This is a genomic window from Streptomyces sp. NPDC006384 (assembly GCF_042870695.1).
In the GTDB taxonomy this organism is placed as follows: Bacteria; Actinomycetota; Actinomycetes; order Streptomycetales; family Streptomycetaceae; genus Streptomyces.
In genome coordinates this window covers 1-24,372 of sequence record NZ_JBIAHR010000010.1, presented here as the reverse complement: position 1 = coordinate 24,372, position 24,372 = coordinate 1, and the positions used below count along the sequence as shown (strand labels likewise).

General features: G+C 71.2%; 20 protein-coding genes. 4 read left to right on the top strand and 16 right to left on the bottom strand.

Annotation, left to right across the window (positions count from 1 at the left end; translation table 11 throughout):
* Positions 1–31: 31 nt before the first annotated feature.
* Positions 32–733 carry an FCD domain-containing protein gene (locus ACFYOJ_RS15520; RefSeq protein ID WP_356558107.1) on the top strand — a complete coding sequence of 234 codons (702 nt, stop codon included), beginning with the start codon at positions 32–34 and terminating at the stop codon, positions 731–733.
* 434 nt (positions 734–1,167) lie between these two features.
* On the opposite strand, the gene ACFYOJ_RS15515 is transcribed toward ACFYOJ_RS15520, so the two are convergent.
* Positions 1,168–1,344 (bottom strand): hypothetical protein, encoded by a 177-nt coding sequence (locus ACFYOJ_RS15515; RefSeq protein WP_356558106.1) that lies wholly within the window; start codon positions 1,342–1,344, stop codon positions 1,168–1,170.
* 474 nt (positions 1,345–1,818) lie between these two features.
* Between ACFYOJ_RS15515 and ACFYOJ_RS15510 the strand changes: the two genes are divergently transcribed.
* Entirely contained in the window at positions 1,819–2,262 is a 444-nt protein-coding gene (locus tag ACFYOJ_RS15510; RefSeq protein WP_356558105.1) for a hypothetical protein, read from the top strand.
* 42 nt (positions 2,263–2,304) lie between these two features.
* Here the strand turns inward: ACFYOJ_RS15510 and ACFYOJ_RS15505 are convergent, their stop codons facing one another.
* From ACFYOJ_RS15505 to glgA, 4 genes are all read right to left on the bottom strand, one after another.
* Entirely contained in the window at positions 2,305–3,798 is a 1,494-nt protein-coding gene (locus tag ACFYOJ_RS15505; RefSeq protein WP_356558104.1) for an SDR family NAD(P)-dependent oxidoreductase, read from the bottom strand.
* Between the two features lie 103 nt (positions 3,799–3,901).
* Positions 3,902–5,242: a wax ester/triacylglycerol synthase family O-acyltransferase gene (locus ACFYOJ_RS15500; RefSeq protein WP_356558135.1), complete on the bottom strand. Its 1,341-nt coding sequence runs from the start codon at positions 5,240–5,242 to the stop codon at positions 3,902–3,904.
* A 273-nt stretch (positions 5,243–5,515) separates the two neighbouring features.
* On the bottom strand, positions 5,516–6,736 hold the full coding sequence (gene glgC, locus ACFYOJ_RS15495; RefSeq protein ID WP_356558103.1) for a glucose-1-phosphate adenylyltransferase: 1,221 nt from the start codon (positions 6,734–6,736) through the stop codon (positions 5,516–5,518).
* Between the two features lie 54 nt (positions 6,737–6,790).
* The gene (gene glgA / locus ACFYOJ_RS15490) at positions 6,791–7,966 is read right to left on the bottom strand and encodes a glycogen synthase (RefSeq protein ID WP_356558102.1); all 1,176 of its coding nucleotides are present in this window, start codon (positions 7,964–7,966) and stop codon (positions 6,791–6,793) included.
* 360 nt (positions 7,967–8,326) lie between these two features.
* On the opposite strand from glgA, the gene ACFYOJ_RS15485 reads away from it, so the two are divergent.
* Positions 8,327–9,496 (top strand): DMT family transporter, encoded by a 1,170-nt coding sequence (locus ACFYOJ_RS15485; protein WP_356558101.1) that lies wholly within the window; start codon positions 8,327–8,329, stop codon positions 9,494–9,496.
* Here ACFYOJ_RS15485 and ACFYOJ_RS15480 read toward each other — a convergent pair.
* From ACFYOJ_RS15480 to ACFYOJ_RS15460, 5 genes are all read right to left on the bottom strand, one after another.
* Positions 9,486–10,802, bottom strand: coding sequence for a transglycosylase family protein (locus ACFYOJ_RS15480; protein ID WP_356558100.1), 1,317 nt, complete (start codon positions 10,800–10,802; stop codon positions 9,486–9,488). The two genes, ACFYOJ_RS15485 and ACFYOJ_RS15480, sit on opposite strands and share 11 nt — an antisense overlap.
* Before the next feature lie 727 nt (positions 10,803–11,529).
* On the bottom strand, positions 11,530–12,237 hold the full coding sequence (locus ACFYOJ_RS15475) for an aspartate/glutamate racemase family protein (protein ID WP_356558099.1): 708 nt from the start codon (positions 12,235–12,237) through the stop codon (positions 11,530–11,532).
* Positions 12,238–12,242: 5 nt separating this feature from the next.
* Positions 12,243–12,587 (bottom strand): GNAT family N-acetyltransferase, encoded by a 345-nt coding sequence (locus tag ACFYOJ_RS15470; protein ID WP_356558098.1) that lies wholly within the window; start codon positions 12,585–12,587, stop codon positions 12,243–12,245.
* Positions 12,588–12,611: 24 nt separating this feature from the next.
* Entirely contained in the window at positions 12,612–13,031 is a 420-nt protein-coding gene (panD, locus tag ACFYOJ_RS15465; RefSeq protein WP_356558097.1) for an aspartate 1-decarboxylase, read from the bottom strand.
* Between the two features lie 223 nt (positions 13,032–13,254).
* A complete protein-coding gene (locus ACFYOJ_RS15460) occupies positions 13,255–13,701 on the bottom strand; it encodes a glycosyltransferase (RefSeq protein ID WP_356558096.1) in 447 nt (148 codons plus the stop codon).
* 907 nt (positions 13,702–14,608) lie between these two features.
* Between ACFYOJ_RS15460 and ACFYOJ_RS15455 the strand changes: the two genes are divergently transcribed.
* The gene (locus ACFYOJ_RS15455) at positions 14,609–16,198 is read left to right on the top strand and encodes an ATP-binding protein (protein WP_356558095.1); all 1,590 of its coding nucleotides are present in this window, start codon (positions 14,609–14,611) and stop codon (positions 16,196–16,198) included.
* A gap of 69 nt (positions 16,199–16,267) precedes the next feature.
* On the opposite strand, the gene ACFYOJ_RS15450 is transcribed toward ACFYOJ_RS15455, so the two are convergent.
* The 6 genes from ACFYOJ_RS15450 to ACFYOJ_RS15425 all read right to left on the bottom strand — a co-directional run bounded on the left by ACFYOJ_RS15450 (position 16,268) and on the right by ACFYOJ_RS15425 (position 24,223).
* Complete coding sequence (locus ACFYOJ_RS15450) at positions 16,268–17,401, bottom strand: hypothetical protein (protein WP_356558094.1); 1,134 nt, start codon at positions 17,399–17,401, stop codon at positions 16,268–16,270.
* Positions 17,398–17,706 carry a helix-turn-helix domain-containing protein gene (locus ACFYOJ_RS15445; protein ID WP_356558093.1) on the bottom strand — a complete coding sequence of 103 codons (309 nt, stop codon included), beginning with the start codon at positions 17,704–17,706 and terminating at the stop codon, positions 17,398–17,400. Before ACFYOJ_RS15445 ends, ACFYOJ_RS15450 begins: the two co-directional genes overlap by 4 nt.
* Positions 17,703–18,446 (bottom strand): hypothetical protein, encoded by a 744-nt coding sequence (locus tag ACFYOJ_RS15440; RefSeq protein ID WP_356558092.1) that lies wholly within the window; start codon positions 18,444–18,446, stop codon positions 17,703–17,705. Before ACFYOJ_RS15440 ends, ACFYOJ_RS15445 begins: the two co-directional genes overlap by 4 nt.
* A 268-nt stretch (positions 18,447–18,714) precedes the next feature.
* Positions 18,715–19,449, bottom strand: a complete 735-nt coding sequence (locus tag ACFYOJ_RS15435; protein ID WP_356558091.1) for a hypothetical protein — start codon at positions 19,447–19,449, stop codon at positions 18,715–18,717.
* Positions 19,450–19,621: 172 nt separating this feature from the next.
* On the bottom strand, positions 19,622–20,308 hold the full coding sequence (locus ACFYOJ_RS15430) for a Crp/Fnr family transcriptional regulator (protein ID WP_356558090.1): 687 nt from the start codon (positions 20,306–20,308) through the stop codon (positions 19,622–19,624).
* A 153-nt stretch (positions 20,309–20,461) separates the two neighbouring features.
* Entirely contained in the window at positions 20,462–24,223 is a 3,762-nt protein-coding gene (locus tag ACFYOJ_RS15425) for an ATP-binding protein (RefSeq protein WP_356558089.1), read from the bottom strand.
* Positions 24,224–24,372 lie beyond the last annotated feature (149 nt).

Here is a 24,372-nt window from a genome sequence, read left to right as displayed (position 1 = left end):
GCGGCGCACCCCGGCGAACTGGAGGAACGGCGTGGACGAGACGGCTCCGCGGAAGGGCACCGTGACCGGGCGCGCCATCGAGCGGATCAAGGCGATGATCGCGGAGGGTCTGCTGGAGCCGGGGCAGCGGCTGCCGACAGAGCGGGATCTCGCGGCCCAGCTGGGTCTGTCCCGCAGTTCCATGCGGGAGGCGATCCGGGCGCTGACGGTGCTGGGCGTGCTGGAGGCCCGGCACGGTTCGGGCATCTACGTGACGCGGCTGGAGGCCGGCGGTCTGCTGGAGACCTTCGGTGTCGTCGCCGACCTGTCGCGCGGTGCGCGGACGGCGGAGCTGCTGGAGGTGCGCCGGGTCCTGGAGTCGGCGGCGACGGCGCTGGCCGCGGCCCGGATCACCCCGGAGCAGCTGGCCGGGGTGGAGCGGCACCTGCGGGCGATGGACGCCACCGACGACCCGGAGGAGATCCTCGCGCACGACCTGGCCTTCCACCGGGAGATCGTCGCGGCGGCCGGCAACGAGACCATGACCGCGATCCTGGACGGCCTGTCCTCGCGCACCTTCCGCGCCCGGGTCCGGCGCGGTCACCAGGACGAGGGCGCCGTCGCCCGCACACGGCGCGAGCACGCCGCGATCCACCGCGCCCTGGCCGCCCGCGACCCGGAGGCGGCCAGGGCGGCCGCGGCGGCGCACGTCGGCGCGGTGGAGGAGTGGCTGCGGGCCCGGTCCGGGGAGTGAACCGGGCCCGGCGACGGCGTCGGGCCCGCTCCGGCCACGGGGTCACCGGCTGGAACGGCCGCAGCCGTACGGCGATCCGCCCGCCGTCCGTCCGGGGCGCCTCCGGGTCGCGGGCGGGCGTTCCAGCAGGCCGTTGCCCAGGACGTGCCCGCCGCCGGGACGCCGGCGCGGGTGTCTGGGGGATGAGGTGGGCAAAGGCGACGACGGTGCCGGTGTCGTCCTCGGCGGCGTAGACGCGGCCGGCGGGGTCCGCCCACAGGGCCCGGGCCTCGCCCTCGGGGGTGTCCGGGCCCCCGGCGCAGGTCTCGCCGGCGGCGATGCGGTGCCGGAAGGGCCGGATGTGCGGCCGGTCGGCGGCCGCCGCTTCCCTGATCGGCATGGGTGCGAGTCCGGTACGCCCATGTGTCCGGCGAGACCTGCGGGGCCTGCGCCGCTCAGTCGACGCTGGGCAGGATGTGCGGTTCGGCGAGATCGTCCTCGTAGCCCGCGAGGCGGATGGGGGCGGACCTCGCCCACACGTCGAGGCTGCCGAGTTCTCCGGGCCGGCGGCGCGCGCGCTCGGCGCGTTCCGCGGGGCGTGGTTCGGGTTTCGTCGTCGTCTCCGGTGTCACCGCGCACTCCTTATGTGTCGGGTCACCCTCGGGGCCTGGCGGCCGGTCTGCTGCCCGGTGCCCGGCGCCCGCTCGGGTCTGGTCGAATGCAGTTCGGACGCGGTGGCGCCGGCAACTCGTACGGGAGCGGGCCGTTGTGGTGCGGTTCGTCCCTGACGGACCATGGGTGTGGGTAGGGCCCCGGTTGTCGCTGTCCGTCCGCTCCAGACTAACCAAATGAGCGGAGGCGCGCTCTACGGGGCTCGAAACATGGGAGAACCATTGCCCGCCGCTCCACGCAGAGTTGGGGACGTCATGCCCCGTTCCGCCCGCTTTCGCCCGGTGCATGACTCACCCGTTCGGCTCACCTGTGCGACCGGACTTCCGACACGCGGCGGCGACGGGTCGCACCGTTCAGGCGCCGTTGGCCGGGCCGCAAGGTCGTCGTGCTGGTCTGGCGGTTCGGCAACGGCTGTCTCGTGGGAGGACCTGGGCATGGAACTGCGCAGTGTCGAGGAGCTGATGGATCTGCTGTACGCCTGCCGGGGAGTGCGGTCGTCCGCCGGTCACGGCGGCGGGCCCTCGGACGCGCACGGGCACGCGCTCAGGACCGCCGCGCTGCTGCGCCGACGGCGCCCCGCCGACAAGGAACTTCAGGTGGCCGGTCTGGTGTCGCCGGTGGGGCGGCTGCTGTGGCCCGGCGGTCCGGCCGTTCTGACGGCGGGCGCGGTGCGGCCCCTGCTCGGTCCGCGGGTCGCCGGTCTGCTGCACCGGCACGCCCGGCCGGACGCGCGGTTCCCCGACGACGACCTCCTCAGCCTGCGGCAGGCCGAGGAGGAGGCCCGCACCACCGTCTTCGACGCCGGGGTCCTGGAGGACTGGCGTACGGTGCTGGAGCTGGTGGCGGCACGCCACGCGCGGCTCGGCGCGGTCGACTGACCGCCCCGGCGGGTCAGGGCCGGCGGGCCGGTGTTCCCGTCATCACCACTTGCCGGGCGCGTAGTCCTTCAGGAAGACGCCGTACAGGTCCTCGCCCGACTCGCCGCGCACGATCGGGTCGTAGACGCGGGCCGCGCCGTCGACCAGGTCGAGCGGGGCGTGGAAGCCGGCCTCGGCCAGGCGCAGCTTGTCGAAGTGGGGACGCTCGTCGGTGATCCAGCCGGTGTCGACCGAGGTCATCAGGATGCGGTCGGTCTCGAACATCTCCTGGGCGCTGGTCCGCGTCACCATGTTCATCGCGGCCTTGGCCGCGTTGGTGTTGGGGTGGCCCGCGCCCTTGTAGCCGCGGGCGAACACGCCTTCCATCGCGGAGACGTTGACGACGTAGGCGCGTCCGGAGCCCGACTTGCGCGCGGCGTCCGCCATCGCCGGCCGCAGCTTGCTGATGAGGATGAACGGCGAGGTGTAGTTGCACAGTTGGGTCTCGAGCAGCTCCACCGGGGAGATCTGCTCGATGGTCTGGACCCAGGTGTTGGTGTCGACGACGTCGGGGAGCAGGCCGCCGGCGTCGATGGCGGTTCCCTCCCGGTGCCGGACGACACTGGCGTTGCCGGCGACCAGCGCGAGGTCGGCGACCTGCTGGGCGTCCAGGCCCGAGGTTCCGGCGGGCAGCGCGGCCAGGCCGTCCACCGCACCGGAGTTGAAGGCGCCGATGACGTGGTGGGCGGGCAGTTCGCCGGCCGGCAGCGGGGCGCTCTCGCCCTCGACGAGCGCGGCGTAGGCGGAGGGCAGGCGGCGCACGGTCTGGGTGGCGTTGTTGATGAGGATGTCGAGCGGGCCCTGCTCGGCGACCTGCTCGGCCAGGGCCACGGCCTGGGCCGGGTCGCGCAGGTCGATGCCGACGACCTCCAGGCGGTGGATCCAGTCCGCGGAGTCGTCCATGGCCTTGAAGCGGCGGATGGCGTCCTTGGGGAAGCGGGTGGTGATCGTGGTGTGGGCGCCGTCGCGCAGCAGCCTGAGCGCGATGTACATGCCGATCTTGGCCCGGCCGCCGGTGAGCAGCGCGCGCTTGCCGGTGAGGTCGGCGCGGGCCTCGCGGCGGGCCCGGTTCTCGGCGGCGCAGGGCTGGCAGAGCTGGTGGTAGAAGTAGTCGACCTCGACGAAGCGCTGCTTGCAGACGTAGCAGGAGCGCGGGCGCTGGAGTATCCCCGCGATCGTGCCCTCCTCCGTGCGGGAGGAGGGGAGGATGCCCTCGGTCTCGTCGTCGATGCGCTGGGCGGAGCCGGTGGCGGTGGCCTCGGTGACCGCCCTGTCGTGGGCGGTCTTCGCGGCCCGGCGCTCCTGGCGGCGGCGCTGCTTGACCATGCGGTAGATGTGCGAGGTGGCCCGGCGGACCGCGACCGCGTCCGGGTGGTCGATCTCGAGCCCGTCGAGCTCCTCCAGCACGCTCAGGCAGACGGCGAGCCGCTCCGGGTCGATGCCCGGGCCGTACGCCACCTCGTCCGTGGCCGCCGAACCGTCCTGTGTCACCGTCATCGCCGCTGCCGTTCCCTGGTCACCGTCGCGGCGCTCCCTGACGCGCCCGCTGTCGAACAGCGGATTTTATGCGGCGCCGGGACGGGGACCAAACCCGTACGCCTCAAGGGCCGCAGGCAGTGAGCAACGTCTCCACCTCCTCGGTCAGCGCCGCGGCGAAGCGGTCGAGGTCCGGTACGGCCTTCGCGTCGGCGACCAGCCCGTAGTGGACCCGCCCCCGGTACGTCGAGACGGCGACCGCCAGGGAGTGGCCGCGGGCGAGCGGCGCGAGCGGGTAGACCTCGGTGAGCGGGTGGCCGCCGAGGCGCAGTCCGAGGCCGGGCAGGGGCACGCTGGTGACCAGGATGTCGAACCAGAGCCGGGCGGCCTGGCCGACCAGGGGGCCGCCGATCCGGTGGCCGAGCGCCGGCACGTGGTCGGCGAGCAGGGCCACCGCGCCGGCGCCCCGGCCGGGCCCGGCGTCCTTGTTGCGGTCCATGGCGGCGCGCACGGCGCCGAGCCGGGACAGCGGGTCGGGGTCGCCGACGGGGAGCCGTATCAGGTAGCCGGAGAGCCGGTTCCCCTGCGGGTGGGCGGTGCGCGGGCGGCGCTGGGAGACGGGGATCAGGGCGCGGGGCGCGACGCCCTCGCTGCCGTCGCCCCGCTCGTCCAGCCAGCGGCGCAGGGCGCCGGCGACGACGGCGATCAGGACGTCGTTGACGGTGCCGCCGACGGTCTTGCGGACGCGGTGCACGTCGTCGAGGTCGACGGCCACCCCGGCGGTGCGGCGGGTGCCGGAGGAAGCGGCGGTGAGCGCGGGCGAGGAGCGCACGTCGAGGCCGGACAGGGCGGCGCTGACGCCGATGTCCAGGGCGCGTCCGGCGTCGGACAGGGCACCGCGCACCAGGCCGGGCAGGCGGCGCACGTCGGGCAGGAGGCCGCGCGGCGGTTCCTCGGGCCGGGGGCGGGGCGCGGGCATGTCGAGCGGGTCGAGCACACCGGCGGCGAGGGCCAGGGCCCGCAGTCCGTCGGCCAGCGCGTGGTGGAACTTGAACAGTACGGCGAAGGAGGCGCCGTCCGCGCCGGGCAGCACATGGGCCTCCCAGGGAGGCCGCTCGCGGGCCAGCGGGCGTTCCATGAGGCGGCCCGCGCGGGCGTGGAAGTCGGTGACCGGGGCGTGCAGCCGGACGTGGTCGAGCGGGTCGAAGCCGGGGTCGGGTTCGCGGGTGGCGCCGCCGTAGGAGAAGGGCCGGCTCAGGGCGAGCGGCGGCCGCCAGGTGTCCCGGATCCGCATCCGCAGGCCGGGCACCGAGGGGGCGCGGGCCGCCAGCAGCTCCGCCGCCCGGGAGCCCGCGCCGGCCGAGCGGGCCGGGAAGACGCCGAGTGCCGCGAGGTGCATGGGGTGTTCCGGAGACTCGATGTTCCAGAACGCCAGGTCGAGGGGGGCGAGCAGGTCGGAAGTCAAGAGCATGCCTCGCAAGGACGTCGGGTGGACCAGCAGTCAATCGCTCCCCGACGATTACGGTCAAGTATGATCACGCTACGCACAGTTAACAGCAGATTAAAGTCCGGCCCCTGTGGGAAGGGGCCGGACTCCCGGGACGCACGGGGTGTCTGTGGTCGTGCCGTCGTGAGCGGCGTCACCCGCCCGGCGCCATCCGCCCCGCCTCTGCCACCCGGACGGCTGCGGGCCGACCGGGCGCCGTGCCTGGCGTCCGGGCGGGCCGCGGCCGTGCGGTCACGGCACCCGCTGTCCCTTGCCGAGCGCGATCACGCCGCCCTTGGAGACGGTGTACAGGTCGGCGTCCCGCTCCGGGTTGACGCCGATCGTCGCGCCCGGCGGCACCTGGACGTTCTTGTCCAGCACCGCCCCGCGCACCACCGCGCCCCGGCCGATGTGCACGTTGTCGTGCAGCACCGAGCCCTGCACCACCGCGCCCGGGTCGACCACCACGCCCGGCGACAGCACGGACCGGGTGACCTGCCCCCGGATCAGGCAGCCCGCGCTGATGATCGACTCGCTCGCCATGCCGCCGGCGTTGAAGCGGGCCGGGGAGAGCTGGGCGGAGTGGGTGTAGACCGGCCAGTCGCGGTTGTAGAGGTTGAAGGCGGGGCGCTCGGCGATCAGGTCCATGTGGGCGTCGTAGTAGGCGTCGAGCGTGCCCACGTCCCGCCAGTAGCCCTGGTCGCGGGAGGTCTCTCCCGGTACATGGTTGGTGCTGAAGTCGTACAGCGCGGCCTGGCCCCGGTCGGTGAGCTGGGGCAGGATCGAGCCGCCCATGTCGTGCACGGAGTGCGGGTCCTCGGCGTCCCGGTGCAGCGCCTCGACGAGGACCTTGGTGGTGAAGAGGTAGTTGCCCATCGAGGCGAAGACCCGCTCGGGGTCGTCGGCGAGGCCGGGCGGATCGGCGGGTTTCTCCAGGAAGCCGGTGACGGTGCGGCCGTCGGGCCCCGGGGTGATCACGCCGAAGGACGAGGACTCGGCGCGCGGCACCCGTATCCCGGCCACGGTGACACCCGCGCCGGACTCGATGTGCTGGGCGAGCATCTGCCGCGGGTCCATCCGGTACACGTGGTCGGCGCCGAACACCGCGACGTACTCGGGCTGTTCGTCGTGCACCAGGTTCAGCGACTGGAGGATCGCGTCGGCGCTGCCCAGGTACCAGCGCGGGCCGAGGCGCTGCTGGGCGGGGACCGGTGTGACGTAGTTGCCGAGCAGGCTCGACATCCGCCACGTGGTGGTGATGTGCCGGTCCAGCGAGTGCGACTTGTACTGCGTCAGGACGCAGATCCGCAGGATGTCGCCGTTGACCAGGTTGGACAGCACGAAGTCGACCAGGCGGTACGTGCCGCCGAAGGTGACCGCGGGTTTCGCGCGGTCCGCGGTCAGGGGCATCAGGCGTTTGCCCTCCCCGCCCGCCAGGACGATTCCGAGCACCGAAGGACCACCACGACGCATGGCCGCTCCCCTCACCCTCGTTGGTGGCCCATGCCTGCCCGTGGGCACCGTCGCCTATGCCTTCCGGAGGATCTCCTCGTAGAGCCGGACGGTGCGGCGGGCGACCGCGTCCCATCCGAACTCCTCCACCGCGCGCCGCCGTCCCGCCTCGCCCATCCGCCGGGCGGCCTCCGGGTCGCCGAGGACAAAGTCCAGGGCCCGGGCCAGACCCGCCTCGAAACCGGTGTCCCCGTGGTCGCCGTCGCTGTCGCCCCGGGGGACGAGCAACCCCGTCCCGCCGTCCGCCACGACCTCGGGGATGCCGCCGACGCGGGAGGCCACGACGGGTGTGCCGCAGGCCATCGCCTCCAGGTTGACGATGCCGAGGGGCTCGTACACCGAGGGGCAGACGAAGACGGCGGCGTGCGTCAGCAGCTGGATCACCTCCGGGCGCGGCAGCATCCGCGGGATCCAGTGCACGCCCTCGCGGGCCCGGCTCAGCTCGGCGAAGAGATCGCGGAACTCCCGGTCGATCTCCGGGGTGTCGGGGGCGCCCGCGCACAGCACGACCTGCGCGGCCGGGTCGATGTCCCGCACCGCCCGCAGCAGGTGGGGCACGCCCTTCTGGCGGGTGATGCGGCCGACGAACAGGACGTAGGGCCGGGAACGGTCCAGGCCCAGCCGGTCCAGGACGCCGGTGCCGGGGTCGGGCCGGTACAGCGCGGTGTCGATGCCGTTGTGGACGACGTGGACCTTGGCGGGATCCAGCGCCGGGTAGCAGGCGAGGATGTCCTCGCGCATGGCGCCGGAGACCGCGATCACGGCGTCGGCGGTCTCGACGGCCTCGCGTTCGGCCCAGCCCGACAGGGCGTAGCCGCCGCCGAGCTGCTCGGCCTTCCAGGGGCGCAGCGGCTCCAGGGAGTGGGCGGTCACGACGTGCGGGATGCCGTACAGCTGCTGGGCGAGGCGGCCGCCGAGGTTGGCGTACCAGGTGTGGGAGTGCACCAGTTCGCGCCCTTCGAGGGCGGCGGCCATGGCGAGGTCCACGGAGAAGGTGCGCAGCGCGTCGTTGGCGCCGTCGAGCGCGGGCCAGGGGCGGTGGCGCCGGACGCCGTCGGCACCGCCCTCGCCCCAGCAGTGCACGTCCAGGTCGACCAGGCGGGCCAGCTCCCGGGCGAGGAACTCGACGTGTACGCCCGCGCCGCCGTACACGTCGGGCGGATACTCCCGGGTCAGCAGTCCCACACGCACCCGGAACCTCCCCCTGCTCGGCGGCTGGTCCCCACATGGTCACCCAGACGGGGCCCGCGGGGAAGAGCGCGGGGACGGGGAACCTTCGGGGCGGGAGCGTTCAGGGCCGGGGTGTTCGGAGGCCGGGGTGTTCAGGGGCCGGTGACGGCAGGTCCCCTAGGGGAGGAAGTCGGGGGTGCCGGGCGGCGGGTGCCCACCTGGGGGAGGACGGCGCCGTCCTGATACTCCATCGGCAGTATGAGGCAATGAGTGCTCAAGGACGACGACGGGAAGAGGCGTGGACGGCATCGTGTTGTCCATGGATGACGACCGTTCGCCGCACCGGGCCCAGGGCCCCCGCCTCGCGCAGAGGAGCAGCCGATGAGCGCCCTCGCGTTGTCCGTGCTGCTGTCGCTCGTCTCCGCCGTCGCGTACGCGGGCGGGGCGATCGTACAGGAGCGGGTCGCGGCGTCCTCCGCCCACGTCCGGTACGCCCCGCTGCGCCGCCCCGACTGGTGGGCGGCCGTCGCGCTCAACGGCCTGGGCGGTCTGCTGCACGTCGTGGCCCTCGCCTACGGCCCGCTGAGCCTTGTGCAGCCGCTGGGTGCCCTCACCATCGTGTTCGCCCTGCCGATGGCGGCGCTGTTCGTGGGCCGCAGGGCGGGCGCGACGGCCTGGCGGGGCGCGCTCATGGCGACGGCCGGTCTCGCGGGTCTGCTGTCCCTGGTCGGCGCGTCCGACGCGCAGTCGCTGGACACGGCGCAGCGGGTACTGGTGGCCGGGGTGACCGGCGGGGCGCTCGTCGCCCTGATGATCGCCGGCCGGGCCGCGCACCGGCACCCCGCGACGCGCAGCGTGCTGCTGGCGACCGCGTCCGGCGTCGCGTTCGGCATGTCCTCGGTGTTCACCAAGACGGTCGCGGTCGACTGGACCGGCGGGGTGTCCGCCGCCGACCTGCCGTCCCTGGCCGTGATCGGCGTGCTCGCCACGGCCGGCATGCTGCTGTCGCAGGCCTCCTACCGGGGGGCCGGTCTCGCCGCCCCGCTGGCCACGCTGACGGTGGTGAACCCGGTGGTGGCGGCGGTGGTCGGCATCACGATGTTCGGCGAGACCTTCCGCCACGGCACGACCGGCACCGCGCTCGCCCTGAGCTGCGGTGTGGTGGCCGCGGGCGGGCTGATCCTGCTGACGACGGAACGTCTCGCGCGGGAGGCCGCGAAGACGGACGGCACCGGGCGGACGCCGTCCGGGCGGGGCCTGCCCGAGCCGGACCCGTCCGAGCCGGACCCGGAGGACGCCGTGCCCTGTACGCAGGCCGGCGGGCTGTCGTCCGTCACCGTTCCGCCGCCGGGCAGGTGCCTCGTCACCCTGCCGGCGCCGCCGGTCCCGGTCTCCGTGCCCGCCGTGGGGCTCCGCGAGGCCGCACAGCCGGCGGCACGTGCAAAGGCCCAGCTCTCCTACGGCCCCTTCTACGACGGGTACGGAGGCTACGGCGGGTCCTACGTGCCGCTGCCCGACCTCGGCCGGCACCGGGTGCGGATCAGATCCTGACCCCGCCGGCCCGCAGGTACGCCACCGGGTCGACGTCCGAGCCGAAATCGGGCCCCGTCCGCACCTCGAAGTGCAGATGCGGGCCCGTGACGTTGCCGGTGGAGCCGGAGCGGCCGATGCGCTGGCCGGCGCTCACGGTCTGGCCGTCCTTCACGGAGATCGCCGACAGGTGCGCGTACTGCGAGTACCGCCCGTCGGTGTGCCGGACGACGACCTGATAGCCGTACGAGCCTCCCCAGCCGGCGCTGACGACCCGGCCCGCCGCGATCGACTTGACGGAGGTGCCGGTGGGGACCGGGAAGTCGACGCCGGTGTGGTAGCCCTTCGACCAGGAGGCGCCCGCCTGGTGGTACGGCGTACCGGTGGAGGCGTCGACCGGGGCCACGAGCGCGTGTCCGGCGGTGGTTCTGGCCTTCCCGGCGTCGGAGGAGGACTTCTTGGTCTGCTGCGGTTTCGCCGCCTGCTGTGGCTTGGCCGCCTGCTGCGGTTTCGCCGGTTTCTTCCGCTCGGCCGGTTTCTTCGACTCGGCCGGTGACTTCCGCTCGGCCGGATGTCTCGGTTCGGCCTGCCGCGGCGTCCCCGTCCCGGTGCGGGGCGCCGTCGCGGTGTCCTCGCCGCGCAGCGCCAGCCGCTGACCGGGCAGGATCACGTCGGGGTCGGCTCCGACGGCATCGCGATTGGCCTCGTACAGTCCCCGCCAGCCGCCCCGGACCTGGTGGCTGTCGGCGATGCCGGACAGGGTGTCGCCGGTGATCACCGTGTACATCCGGGCCTGGCCGGCCCGGGCCTGCGGCGCGGTCTGCGGCCGCACGTCGGGGGCCTTGCCGGGCTTCTTCGCGGGCTTCTCCGCGGCCGGCTCGCCCTCGGTCTTCGGGGTGCTCTTCCCGGCCCCCGCGCCCCCGGCCGGGCGGATGTCGGGACTGTCGCCGCCCCGGCTCAGTCCGGCGCGTTCGGAGCAGACCGGCCAGGCGCCGGGGCCCTGCCCGTCGAGGACCTTCTCCGCGACGGCGATCTGCTGGTCCTTGGTGGCCAGATCGGCACGCGGTGCGTACGCGGTGCCGCCGAAGGCCTCCCACGTGGTCTGGCTGAACTGCAGCCCGCCGTAGTAGCCGTTGCCGGTGTTGATGTTCCAGTCGTTGCTCGACTCGCAGGCGGCGACCTTGTCCCAGGTCTCCACGTCGGCCGCGTGGGCCGAGCCGGTGCCGATGAGCGGGAGCGCGATTCCTGCGCCACCCGCGGTGACGGTCAGCGAGGCCCGGTTGATCCTGTTCGGCTGGTACCGGCGGTGCCGGCCGCGTACGGCCATGGGTGTCCCCTTCGACATTGCGTCAGGAGGGGCAAAAGTAAGTGCCGGTAACAGGCCATGACAAGACGGCAATCGGCCGGTTGGTCACGCCAAGTGGCGGATAAACAGCGCCCGTCGGCCGCCGGAGTGCCCGGCCGGTGTGCCGGCAGGGGCGGGGTGGGCCGGTCGGAGATCACGGTGCCTGCGTCGCCGTCGGGACGGTGGGCGGCGGTTCGTGTGGGCCGGCGACGGGCCGCGGTGCGCGGAGAGGCGGCGGCGGTGGGCGGCCGGTACGGTCGTCCACCGCCGTGGGACGGTGCGGCTCGCGCCGCCCCGCTCCCGGGTCAGGTGAGCGGCGGACCCGGTTCGGGGTTCGGCACCGGCTCCGGTCCCGGCGGGATCGGTGACGGGGAGGGCTCCGGCGGACCGGGGTGCGGGGGCGGCGGGGTCGGCTGCGGCCCCGGGGCCGGGCCGGGGTTCGGGGGCTGGGGTGTCGGCTCGGGTCCCGGGCCCGGGGGCTGCGGGGTCGGTTCCGGGCCGGGGTCCGGAGGTGGCGGCGGGGGCGTCGGAACCGGGCCCGGTCCGGGCGTCGGAGGTGGAGGCGTGGGGTCCGGCCCCGGAGTGGGTCCCGGGGTGGGCCCGGGCGGGACGGGATCCGGATACGGGTTCGTCATGGCGGGTCCTCCGGCCAGTCGGTCGACAGCGGCTCTGGACTTGTCCCCCGCCTACCCGACTGCGGTGTCCCCACTCACTCCCCCGCGCGAAGGGCGGAACCCGAGTGGCCGAGGGGGTCCGCAGCGGCTCCCCGGAGCGCGGACGGACCATTGCGGACGGCCTGCGCGCCGGCGGCCAGACCCGGTCCGGGACTGGCCAGCACCGGGACCCGGGTGGTCGTCAGCCGCCGGGCGGGTGCCATGGACGCCTGGGCCAGGACGATCGCGTCGACGTCGTCGGCCCTGTCCGCCTCCGCCGCCACCAGGCGTGCGTAGCGGTCGGTGTCCCCGGCCTCGAAGCACGGCCAGGCACCTTCGACCAGGAGCGTGCGCACCTCGACGGGACGCCCGGCCCGCCGGGCCTCCTCCTCGACGAGCGCCCGGGTCGGCGCGAGCGTGCTCTCCAGCGCGGCGAGGACGACGACGCGCGGGCCGGCGGCCACCGCGGCGGCGGCCATCGGCCGGTCGACCCGCAGCACCGGCACCCCGGCCCCGTCGGCGGCCTCCTCGGCGACGCCGCCGACGGTCGAGCAGGTGCACAGCACGGCCCGCGCCCCCTCGGCGACGGCGCGCCGCAGCACGGCGAGCACGTCCGCGCCCACCGCCTGCGGTCCCTCGCGGCGTGCCCGGTCCAGCAGCCCGGCGTCGACGTGGTGCCGCAGCGCGAGACCGGGGTGCGCCTCGTCGCGCAGGGCGTCGAAGACCGGCACGTGGACGGGCGAGGTGTGCAGCAGGGCCAGCACGCCGGTCAGAACCGCTCGGGACGGGCCACGAGCCGTTCCTTCGCTGCGCGCAGCAGCTCGGCATCGGCCGCGGGGGCCTCGTCCGGGTGGCGTTCGGCCCACTTGGCGACGTAGGGGCACAGCGGGGCGACGGCGACGCCCTCGTCCCGCGCCAGGGTGTACAGCTCGCGTGCCAGCGAACCCGCGATGCCCTTGCCCTCGTGCGCCGGCTCGACGACGGTGTGCACGGGGACGAGGGCGCGCTCGGGGGCCTCCAGGACGAAGTACTCGATACGGCCGACCACCTCGCCGTCGCCCCTCGCCTCGAGGCGGCCCGCCGCCCGGTCGTCACGGATCTCGATGTCGCCCACGGCGCGCTCCTCGTAAGGGTGGGATCAGGCGGACACGGCCTGAGGGCTGCGCTCCTGGTCCGACCCCGGTACCGGCTCCGACGGGTCGCCGCCCAGGGCGACGATACGGTTCTCGCCGTCCACGTGCACGACCCGCGGCTTCAGCGACCGCGCCTCGGCGTCGGTGACCTGGGCGTAACTGATGAGGATCACCAGGTCGCCGGGGTGGACGAGGTGGGCCGCGGCCCCGTTGATCCCGATCACACCGGACCCCCGCTCGCCCTCGATGACGTACGTCTCCAGGCGGGCGCCGTTGGTGATGTCGACGATGTGCACGAGCTCACCGGGCAGCAGATCGGCGGCGTCCAGCAGATCGGCGTCGATCGTCACGGATCCCACGTAGTGCAGGTCGGCCTGGGTGACGGTGGCGCGGTGGATCTTGGACTTGAACAGAGTACGCAGCATTTAGGACTCCTGAAAGACGGCTCCCTGCCTGCTTTGTGCAGGTCAAGGGCGGTCTCGACTGTACACCGAGTCACGACGGTCAAGGATTGTGAGGAACATCGCTCCGCTCGGGCAAGACGGCTTCACGCATGGGCTTTCGCGCCGCACCGGCACCTGTTCAGGCAATCCTCCGGGAAAACCCGGCGACTCATGCTGACCAGATGCTGACTTGCCTGGTGAGCCATCAAAGTTTCCGGAGACCACTCTGCACACGGACGACGTGCTTCCACGCACCGACCTGCCAGGCACCGATGGCTTCAAGGATGCCGCCCCGGTCGGTGCCGATGCTCGGGACGCCGTGGAGGGCAGCCTTGACGATCACGCACGGGAAGGCTTCTCCGACGGCGGAGGGAACCAGCAGCGCACGATGGCTGCGGTACAGGGACGCCGTGTCATACACGCGGGGCAGGTACGTGACGTTCGGATGCGCGGCGAAGTCGGCGGCGGTGTCCCACCAGCCCTCGACGAGGGTGAAGCGTTGCTCCAGCATGAGGCGGATGAGCTGAGGCAGGAGACCGGCGTCCTTGGCCGGGATGGGATTGACCATGAGGACGGCTGCCGTGCGGGCGACGTCCACGGCTGGCCAAGAATGCAGGAACGGCGGGTACATCACGGCGCCGCGGGTCCGCATGACGCGCGGGTCTCCCGTCGTGGCGGTCAGACAAGTCTGTTCACGACGGACCACCTGTGGTGCCGAACGACGGCTGGTGACCCAATCGATCGCTCAGCAGTTGTCTGGAGGTGGGCTTCCGGTACCGCGTGAACCTGCCCATCCCTGGGATGCCGCCGTGCCAGCGTCGCCTTCGCTCGATGGTGGACCGCGGTGTTCGTCCACGGCTGTTTCTGGCACGTATGCCAGAAACAGCTACGCGCTTCGAAGCACAACTCCGAGTGGGGGTGCCAGAAGCTCCAGGGCAACGCCCTCCGAGGCGAGGAGACCGATGCACATCTTTTGTCCCTGGGTTGACTGCCACTGCGCGTCTGGGAGCACGAAAGCGTGGACGGTGCCGTTGGCAGAGTAGCGGCAGCCCTCGCCACCCGTGATCATCCTCTGGCCCTGCGACTGCAGAAGAACACGCAGCCATCCATGGGACCAGGACCCTGAGCAATCCGATCGAACGGACCGGATTCACTTGCGGGCTGTGAACTCGGCAAGGAGGGCCACAACCGTGGCGGCTCCCACGACAGCGGCACCCGCTTCTGGTGCGTACAGAGCCAGGATGGTGACGAGCACGCCGACCAGCAGAAGGACAGCAACACGCGCACTTGCGGGTTCCATTGGCATTCGCCTTCCGTACGAGAGATAACGGGGGTGTGCACCCAGCGTGTGTCCCTCGCGGAAGACCTTGACGACCCGAGACGCCACCTGACAGCTTCGGCCAAAAATTCCCGTCGCACGACATGCTCTCGGCCGATAATCGAAGATGTCGTGCATGCCTGTCGGCCCATCTGCTTGACAGGACTTGACACAGGCCGACGAGGGGAAGCACATGGCTGGCGTCCAGTCTTGGAGGAAGCCGAACCTGCACGGACGCCCCGTGCTCAAGAAGCTCAACGACAGCCTGCACGATCTACGACTGGACGCTGGGATCCCATCCGCACGAAGCATCCGCGACCGGATCGGGAAGGATGCGCAGGACTACTGGATCGTGAACCACCAGGCCGTGCTGGACACCTTCCAGAGACCGGACCTCCCCAAACTGGGTCGCCTGGATCTCATCGTCGCCGTCTTGTCCGAGGACGCGGGTCGCGACGACCCCGAGGGCGAAGTCAGACGGTTCAAAGGTCTGTGGAAGCAGGCGTACGACGAGACGGTCGCGCAAGCATCCGTGCAACCACCGATCGATGCCGCTGCTTCTGGCGTCGGTGACGAGGCGAGAACCCCCACTGAGGACGTCGGGGAAACACATAAGCAAGGGACATCAGCCGAAGAGGAGCCGCCTCCTGACCTCGACGAAGCGGCTGCACGCGTCGACTACTCCGAGGAATCCCTGAAGGGGTTGATCATCAACGCGGCGCAGGCCTTGTGGGACGACAAGGATGCGTTGAGGGTCTTCCTAGGCGTCGTGCGCCGCGGTGAAGGCTTCGTGCAGATGGCTGATGCAGTAGGTGAGAGCAGGCCGGCGAATGCCACGTTCTACGGGGTCGAAAGCAGAGAGTTCGAGGTGGCCCCTTCTCCGGCACGACATGAGTTGGTCATGCTGCACCGCTTCCTCCGGAAGCACAGGGTCAAGCGACAGTGGTCGTTCACCTATCTGGGTGAGAAGACAGGCATTCCGTCAGATGACTGGATCCGTTGGTACACCCACGACGAGTTGCCGACTCGTGAGGCGGTCGTAGCCTTCTCTCACGTGGCGCACCTGATGCTCGAGGACCACGTGCTTCTCCTCGGACTTTGGGAAGCGGCCCATGAGGCGTTGAAGGCGCAACGTTGCTTCGAGGATCTACCGGAACGGATCAGCTTCGACGAGGCGTGGTCGATGCGGGATCCGGCGACACCAGCCTTGTGGGCACTCGCGGGAGTCACAGGAGAAGAGCAGTATGCGTACGGGCCTGACCTCTCAACCGGAACTGCTCCGGCATTCATCGTGGCAGGGCCACCGGGATCAGGGCGATCCACAGCGCTGTTGAACATCTCGCGCGCTCTGCTCGCCGCTCATGCCCGCGTCGTCCTGGTCGCGCCCAAAGCGTCCCCCTTGCGAGAGCTCGCCGACCAGGGCGGAGTGGTGGACTGCTTCGTACGCGACGACCTCAGCACCGCCGAGCTCGAGGCAGCCCTGTCGTCGGCATCCCCCGAAGAACCGGTCGTCGTAGTAATAGACGACGCGGAGGTCCTCGACAAATGTGACGCAGGACATCTACTCAAGAGCGTCGTACAGCACGGATTCGAAGAAGGTACGGCCTTGGTGGTGGGTTGTCGCGAAGACAAACTCCCGTTCGGCCTCGGCTGGCTCGAGGAGACGATGAGGGCCCATCGTGGCCTTTTGTTGTCCCCGCGGGAACGGAGCACCGGCGATGCGATCGGCATCAGAATCGGCGACTCCATCACTGGCCGACCTATCGCCCCCGGTCGCGGCTGGCTACACCTCGGGGACGGCAGACTGGTGCCTGTCGCTGTGCCGGGGTGAGGCGCCGCTGAGAATGGTCAAGAACGGGACCCGGGCTCCTGAGGAGGTCCGGGTCCCAGCGAGGCTGTGTTATGCGGTGGCACTGTGCGCCAGCGCACGGGCCTTGGTCGCCCACTCCCCCATCCTCGTGATGGCAGAGGTCAGTTGCTTCACCGCAGCGGAGATCTCCTTGACCGGCTTGCGGAGGTGCCGACTCACCCGGACCATGGCGCCCGCCGAGGTGCCGAAGGAGCCGATCTGCGCCAGACCGTCCTGTGCAGCCTCGTCCAGGGTCATCAGCTGCTCCAGGAACTCCTCCGTTTCCTCGCCGCGCTCGTCGGGTGGCGTCATCTCGATGAGCCCCAACGCGGCCCGCACCCCGCTGTCCAAGGTCGCCATCCGCTCCGCGAACGCGGCGGCGACGGTGTTCAGTTCGCCCGCCGGTGCGCTGATCGTCTCCGCGTACCGGGCTACGGCCGCGAGCCGCGCGCTCATGGGCGCGTTCGCCTGGGTCAGATCGAGCATCTCGGTGCCGGACTGTTCAGTCAGCACTCCAATCGTCTCGATCGTCTTCGTCATCGCCTCCATATCGGCGGTCATCTCGTCCAGCCCGTCCTCGATCACGGCGAAGTCATCGAGCAGACCCGGGGAGTCCTCGTCCTCCCCCTTCCCGCCGTCGTCGGCCTCCGAAGCGGAGGCCGGTCCGACACCGGTCTGCAGTCCGCGCAGCACTCTTGCCGGCGTGAGGAGTTCGAAACCGTCCCGGATCCCTGCTTCCAGGGCACTCTCGATCTCCTTGCGCGCTCCGGCCAGATGGCTGCGCGTCCGCTGGTAGCGAATCGTCCTGATCGACGCGATGTCGAAGGGCAGTTGTCCAGCCTCCCCGATGTGGATCGTCGGCTTACCAGTGATGTGCCGCAGCCCCAACTCGTACATCACGTTGGGATTGCCACCACTGACGTCCGCAACGACCAGGTCGGACTCGACGACGTGCCGACAGATCTGCTCGTTGATGTCACCAGCGTGCGCGATGCCATCCGCGCGTACGGCACTGATGCCGTACTTCTCACAGGCGGGGACGATCACTTGCTCGAAAATGCCGAGGTGGTGCTCGTATGCCTCGCGTTCAGGGCTGCCGTGCGCGGCGTGCGGGTCGCCGATGGGGCCAACTACGAAGCACCTCCGGGGCTGCTCGGGCTCCTGCCACTCCTGTGACGTGATCATGCTGATACCTCCGATGTACGAACGTGAACGTCGTGGGGCCGGGCTGCGGGCGTCGGGCCGTCATCCAGGGGGACGGCATACACCGGGCGTTCCTCGATACCGAGGGTGCGCAGCAGATAGGCGGTGGGAATGCGGTAGCGTCTGCCGACCCGCAGCACGGGGCACGGGAAGGTGCCGAGGTGGATCAGCTTGTACGCCGTCGCGGGGCAGATACCAAAGGCGCGAGCGGCTGTGCGCAGGTCGACGCTGAGGGGCAGGTCAAGGGCCTCCGCGAAGCCGAGCGGCGGGCCGGACCGCCGGCTCACCGCCGGTCTCCCGCGGGGCGCAGGACCAGCGTGCCGATGAGGTCGGCCTCCTCATGGCGGCGAGCCCGGAACACCAGGTCGGGCAGGCGGGCACCGATCCGCCGGCCGTCGTTCTGGGGTTGCGGCTCGGCGAAACGGAGCGTGGCGTACAGGCCCTCGCTGCGGGGCGGGGGCGCGATGTGCACTTCCCACCCCTCGGGTGGGTGGGGCCATTCCTCTGGCGAGACGGTGGCGTTGCGGGCTTCGGCGAAGGCACCGATGTCGATGATAGGGATCTCCCGCGTGACGCGCTTCGCGTAGGCCCACATCCGGTTCACCGCTTCCTTGATCAGGCAGCCCCCCGGGTCCGGACCGTCCGGATCCGCCGCGTCGAGGGCGGCAAGCACTGCCAGGACGGCCTCCGCCTCCAGGTCAGCCCGGTCGACCCGCCCCCAGAGACGCAGGATCCGGTGCAGGTTCCGGTACAGCCCGGGGAGGACCAGCCACACGAGGAACAGCCGTCCGGTGCCGTTGCCGTTGCGCGGCTCCCGCCGCGCCTCGATGACAGCCTGTCGCCAGACCGCCGCGCCCAGCGCCGCGTCCCGTCGTGGACCGTAGAGGGCTCTCCTGCTCTCCTCCGGAGAAAGCAGGACCGTACGGGAGTCGACGTGCACCGTCAGGGACGGCTGCGTGGTGCCGGGCGGTCCGAGGACGACCTGGTCGATCCGGGCGAAGACGCTCCCGGGTCCGGTCGATGTCATCCCTCCTCCTTTCCGGCCTCGTCGGGCCAGAGGTATGCCAGGGCGGCAGCGGCTCGGCCGCAGGCACGTGTGAGGTCGGTCAGGGCCGATCGCACAGCGGCCTGCCACGTCATACGGGCTCGGTGCGCCGCCCCGTTCCGGCGCGGGGACGGTGTGGCGGGCGGGTGGAAGTGAATCCCGCCGTACACGGCGTGGCCGACGTTCACCCCGTAGTCCGCCCACTGACTGTCGCCCCGCTCGCACCAGGGCGGGACCTTGTAGGGGGCCGTCACCGGGCGGGCCCGGAGCCGGCTGGCGGCGGGGACACGGGCAAGCCGACGGTGAGACCGCCGACGACGTCCCGACCGACAGCAGCGCCCTGGTGGACATACTGGGACAGGGTCGTCCGGCTCGGGGCGCCTGCGTCCAGCGAGGGCTTAGGTTCCGAGGCACGCGCCAAGGCCGACCGCACGTCGTCCGGCGCGTGGCCCGGCACGCGGATCCAGCCGTAGCCGCCGAACTCCTTCTCCCGCACATGGACCCGCACGTAGTGTGCGGGGTCGAGGTCCCGCCACCCGGACCGCACGACGTCCTGGTACAGCCGGTCCGACACGATGACGGCGAGATCCGCCGCAGTGAGGGCGGCGAGTACGGTTCTGAGCTGGGGTGCGTTGACGTAGCGCGCCACGGCGACCGGGGCCGGGCCGGCGTGGCCGAGGGTGGCGTCCGCGACTACGCCGGTGTCCACGGCCATCCGCAGCCTGACCCGCTGGGCGGCCGGGCGGGCGTTGCGGTCCCCGAGACGGACCGCGAGGTGGTGGACGAAGGGGCCCACCACTGCATCCTCCGGCGTGGCTTCGGGGAGGACGGCGAACTCCAGGTCGCCCTGCGGCTGACGTTTCCAGGCTGCCCGGTCCAGCCCAGTCAGCATCGCCGCCTCGTCCAACATCCGGACCAGCTCGGACTGGACGGCCATCTGCGTCTGGGTGTCGAGACGGCCGTACTGCTCCACATCCGCGGCCAAGCACAGCCGACGGTGTGGCGGGCCGACCGGCGGCTGGGGAGGAGAGATCTCTTTCATGACAATTCGCCACCTTCCAGATGGGGTTGGGTGCGGTACACGCCAACTGTGGGCGGAAGGGGTGGGAATGGCTGCACAAGCCGCATTAATGCGGCTTACTTGCCATGCTCCAAGGTCACGACACACTCAGCCGGGCTGCCTTACGTAGCCGGGCCATGTCCTCGACGGAGGTCTTCCGGTCGCCAGTGGTGATGATCTCGCGCTTCCGTAGGTGAGCGAGAGCCTTGTGAACGGTGTCCGTGGTGGACGCGGTGAGCGCGGCGAACTCCGGCTGGGACAGCTCCACATCAATGCGCACCTTGTTCCAGTTGGGGCCCCTAAACGTCTCTGCGGGCCGCCCGTACGACTCCGCGAGTTCAACAAGGACTCGTGCCAGCCGGACCGGGAGCGGGTATCGGCCGAGTTCGAGACGCAGGCGGTCGGACCGGCGCAGCCGAGCGCAGGCCATCTGGAAGAGCGACACCGTCATCGCAGGACGGGCGAAGAGGAAGGCATCCAGCTCATGCTTCGGGACGACGGCGGCGACCACATCGGTGCAGGCGGTGACCGTGGCCGATCGCGGTCCGACGCCCATGGCCGCCCCTTCGCCCACGACATCCCCACCGTTCCAGATGTCCACGAGCGACATCTGGTCACGGTCCAGTCGGGCAGTCACCTTCACCAAGCCTTCGTGGAGGACCACTAGATCCTGAGTGTGGTCGCCCTCATGGATGAGTACGTCTCCCCTGACGTAGTGATGTTGGCTGCCGAGCTGTTCGAAGGCCGCGCGTGCTTCAGGCTGCAACGTGTCGAGGAAGGCCACGCGGCCGTTGCGATTCCAATCATGCTTCATCCTCACAGGACAGCACTCGCTCACCGGGAGCAGCGGACTTTTCAGGCCGGCTCATCGGCGCGCTGGACGCACGCCGGGGCGCGCGGCGGCGCACGCCGGGAGCAGTCTGCGGACCGGCCCCGTTCAGCACCGATCGGAGTCGTTGATCGCCTCGGCCACGCCGTAGGACCCGAACAGCAGCAGTTCGTCCAGTAGATCGAGAATCCCGGACCTGAGCACGGGTGACGATGCCTGGACATACGCGCGAACCAGCAGGCGGCCGATGTGGCGGGCGTCGGCTGCCACACCACGGGCCAAGTCGGCGGAAGCGGCTCCGAATACCGCGACAAAGCGCCGCGCGCATGTCAGAACCATTTCGTCAACCCGGTCAGGGGCGTGCTCGAGCGTGATCAGCAGCTGAGGCAGAGCAGTTCCGAAGGCGTGAGAGTCGATCAGTGCGGTCAGTGTCCGCCGATAGGGCCTCAGACGTCGGCCGCGCAGCGCGGCGGCCACCGTGGCGGCGGCTTCCCGCACGCCCTCCTCGGGGTCGTGGAAGAACCGGACGAGTGCATGATGGGCGAGGGCAGCGTCACCGGTGTTCCGGAGGCGCTGGGCGCACACGTCGGCGGCCCCCTGCCGCTGTGCCGTGTCATCCCCGACGAGCACCTTGGCCAGCAGGTCAGGGATCTCCCACTCCATCGCGGCCAGCGCGGCGACCTGGCCCCCGACCTGGCGCACTGGCGCCACCGGGGAGTACAGCATGCGTTCCGTCAGCGGCCCGACCAACGCCGGGTCTCCGTGCATCAGGGCAACGGCCAGGCGGGCAACGTAGGGTGACGCCAGCAGGTGGTCGGGGGCCTGGACGAGCACCGCGAAGGCATCGGCCGCCGCCGGACGGTCGTGACGGATCGCAGCATGCAGCACGTGGGCCACGCACGCCCGGACGTCGAGGGAGGGGTCGGCCGCCAGTCGGCCCAGATGGGGAACAATCAGGGTGGCGCGGGACGCGTCCGCGTCGTGGACGAGCAGATCGCCCAGACTCTCGGCCGCGCTCCCCCGTACGGTGTTGATCCCGGCGGTGAACAGGTCACGCGTTACATCGCCCCCGTCCGCGCCGAACAGATCGTCGGCGTCGCTCGGCTCACCCGAGTCGAGAGCGCGGCTCAGGAGTGCCTCCACCAGGTCGAGCGGCACGTGGTCGAGGTACTTCCGCAGGGCGTGCCCCAGCCACCGGTCCTGCTCCGGCCTGCCCCTGCCCGCAAAGTGGCGCACCGCCGCAAAAACGGTCTCCGGATCATGGTACTGCTCGGCCTCCCCAAGGCCGAGGAGCAGCGAGACACCGTAGGCCGGATGCGTCCCGGCGTCGATCCGCACGGCGAGCCGCGCGAAGCGGCCGGGGTCCGCCACCGTCATGCTCCGCAGGACGTGGGACAGCTCGCGCGCCCCACCGGTATGGGTCACCCAGTCGGTTCGGTCCCGGCCGTGCTTCCTCATGGCCCTCAGCCACTGATCGTCACTCATGTGCTGGGCCGCTTCCGCCGGGATGGGCGGTCCGACGAACCCACCCGTCACCCCCTCCGGTTCATCCGGCTCCCGTCGATCGCCGTGAAGCCGGCGGAGTTCTCCAAGTCGACGCGTCGCCCGCTCGGAGAGCCGCCCTTCGGGAAACGCTGTCAACAGGGTGAATTCGTGCCAGGGCGAGAGTCTTCCGTCCGGGGGAAGGCGCAGGTGGAGCAGGGACTGCTCCAGCCGCCCGAAAGTGTTGTCGGGCAGGACGCCGCCGATGGCGCGGAGAACCTCGCGGGCGCCCCATACGGCATTGGCTGCGTAGCCGGACAGCAGACGGTCTCCGCCTTGGAGAAGGATTTCGGCGGACCACGGGGCGAGGTCGGGTCCCCCTGCGGCCAGCGCCTGGTAGAGCAGCCACTGCGCCGCTTCGTACGGCTCACTCACCAGCTGTTCCACGAGCTGACGCGTTCGCGCGGCGTCCCGGCCTGCTGTACTCCGCAGAGCTTGGGCCGTGCCCTGCAGCAGGGCATCGCCCAGGTCGCCGGGGTCGTCGCCGGGATGGCGGTGCGAGAAGTGGCGGTCATGGACCGGCCACCCCGTCCGTACCGGATAAGCGGTCAGGCTCATGACTGCCAGGAGGATTGGCAGGAACCGGATGCAGAACTCCTCCGATGCGCCCGCAGCGGCGGCGGTCACCGTCTTGAGTGCTGCGTGGTCCCGGATCAGCAGTACCGCCACCCTTCCTTGGTCGTCGAGTTGGAGGGCGTCGGGGCGTTCCATCAGGGCGCCCAGCAACTCGACTGCCCAAAGGGGTTCTTCGGCCGCCAGGTCGCCCACCGGGTCCCAAAGAGCGTGTTCGAGCCCGGTGAAGAGGCCCGCTCGCACGCCGGCGAGCAGGTGGTCGAAGAGGGGGCGGCTGCCGGCGAGGCGGGCGCGGGGAATGATCCGGATCAGCCACGCACCGTACCCGGGGTCAGCGGTGTGTGGTTCCAGAAGGCGGGCCACCCGGTCGGGTAGGGTATCGGCGACCGCCACCAACAGTCTTACTGCCATCTCCTGTTCTCTCGTGTCGACGCTGTCGAGCCAGTTCTCGAAGACTCCCTCGTCGTCCCCACGACGGAACCAGGCAGGCGTGCCGAGCATGTCGACGAGGCGCTCCCGGAAGGGTGGGCGGGTGTCCAGCACACGGGCGACGGCGCCCCACTCGGAAGAGGTGGGAGCGTCCAGGCCGCGCAGCACGGCCAAGGTCAGGTGCTTGAGGTGGTAACGGATGTCCGGACTGGTCAGCAGTGTCTCGACCTCCTCGGTGAACCGTTCCGGGTCGAGATCCCGCAGGTGGTCGAGTACCTGCCGGAGCTGTCCGCGGCGGAACAACTCCTGCTCCCCGCCGGTGAGGAAGGCGACAAGGCCCTCTTCCCGCCGGAGCCATTCCCGGGCGAAGGCGTAGTCGAAGAAGCTCTCGTGGAAGAAGGCCAGTTGACGGCCGTCGTACCGCACAAAGACGTGTTCTGACTCCAGTACCTTCCGGCTGGCAGCGAGATCGTCCGTGTCGAGCACGCTCTGCAGCACGGACAGCCGCTGGCGCGCACTCATGGCGGTGACGACGGCCGAGACCGCGTCGTGGAAACGCACGGACGGACGCCGAGCGCACGCCTCCTGTTTGGTGTCCCAGAAGGCGTCGAAAAGCTGCCGAGTGGTGTGGAAGAGAAGAGCCTCCTCCTGATCCGCGACCTGGGCGAGGAGGACGAGATGCAGCGGTGAGCGCAGCAACGCGCGTTGCGGCGGGGCCAGTCGGGAGACATCCAGGCCTATGCCGGTGACGATACTGTCGACCTGGGCATCGGAGAGCGATCCGACCGTGAGGCGTGAGCAGTGGTCCGGGGCGGTGAGCCTGCGGATGCGGGCATCGGCCTCGGCGTCGAAGGCGCGGCAGGCCAGGACCACCTGCATGCCGGGACGTGCCGCAGCCTCGTCCACCAAGTCGGCTACCGCGTCGAAGGTTTCCGGAATGCGTCCTGACGCCATGCTGACGGCGTCGAGCTGGTCCACGACGAGGACGCAGGGACGCCCGTCCGCCACGGCGCCGAGAGCGCCGACCGGGGACATGGGCAGGCCGACCCGCTGCCCCAGTTCATGAGTCGAGCCGAAGGGTTCCAGACGGTCGAGACGGAAGGCGAGAACCGGAATGGCCGCCTCATCGAGGGCGGTGAAGGTCTGGTGCAGTACGGCGCTCTTCCCGCCGCCCGCGGTTCCGGTCAGCAGGACGAGTCGCCGGGTGCCCTCCCTGACCTCCGCAACGAGGCGGGCGGCCTCCGCTCGGGGGATCGTAGGCTGGAGCAGCGTACGTTCAACACTCGCCGCCCACCGGCGCGTCACCGTTCTCACGGTGTCGGACACCGCAACAGCGTCGGCCCGCACGACGCGCCGCAGTCCGTACGGCGCCAGCCGGGTGGTTACTGATGTTGAACTCGTGGAGTCGTAGGGGCTGACGGCTTGTCGACTGTGCGGTATCACCGGGACATGCGGTATCCACAAGGGGGCGGGCT

Coding starts and splice junctions, on each gene's coding strand:
- ACFYOJ_RS15510 (WP_356558105.1), top strand. CDS start 1,819: ATGGAACTGCGCAGTGTCGAGGAGCTGATGGATCTGCTGTACGCCTGC.
- ACFYOJ_RS15505 (WP_356558104.1), bottom strand. CDS start 3,798: ATGACGGTGACACAGGACGGTTCGGCGGCCACGGACGAGGTGGCGTAC.
- glgC (WP_356558103.1), bottom strand. CDS start 6,736: ATGCGTCGTGGTGGTCCTTCGGTGCTCGGAATCGTCCTGGCGGGCGGG.
- ACFYOJ_RS15485 (WP_356558101.1), top strand. CDS start 8,327: ATGAGCGCCCTCGCGTTGTCCGTGCTGCTGTCGCTCGTCTCCGCCGTC.
- ACFYOJ_RS15480 (WP_356558100.1), bottom strand. CDS start 10,802: ATGGCCGTACGCGGCCGGCACCGCCGGTACCAGCCGAACAGGATCAAC.
- panD (WP_356558097.1), bottom strand. CDS start 13,031: ATGCTGCGTACTCTGTTCAAGTCCAAGATCCACCGCGCCACCGTCACC.
- ACFYOJ_RS15460 (WP_356558096.1), bottom strand. CDS start 13,701: ATGCGGACCCGCGGCGCCGTGATGTACCCGCCGTTCCTGCATTCTTGG.
- ACFYOJ_RS15450 (WP_356558094.1), bottom strand. CDS start 17,401: ATGATCACGTCACAGGAGTGGCAGGAGCCCGAGCAGCCCCGGAGGTGC.
- ACFYOJ_RS15440 (WP_356558092.1), bottom strand. CDS start 18,446: ATGACATCGACCGGACCCGGGAGCGTCTTCGCCCGGATCGACCAGGTC.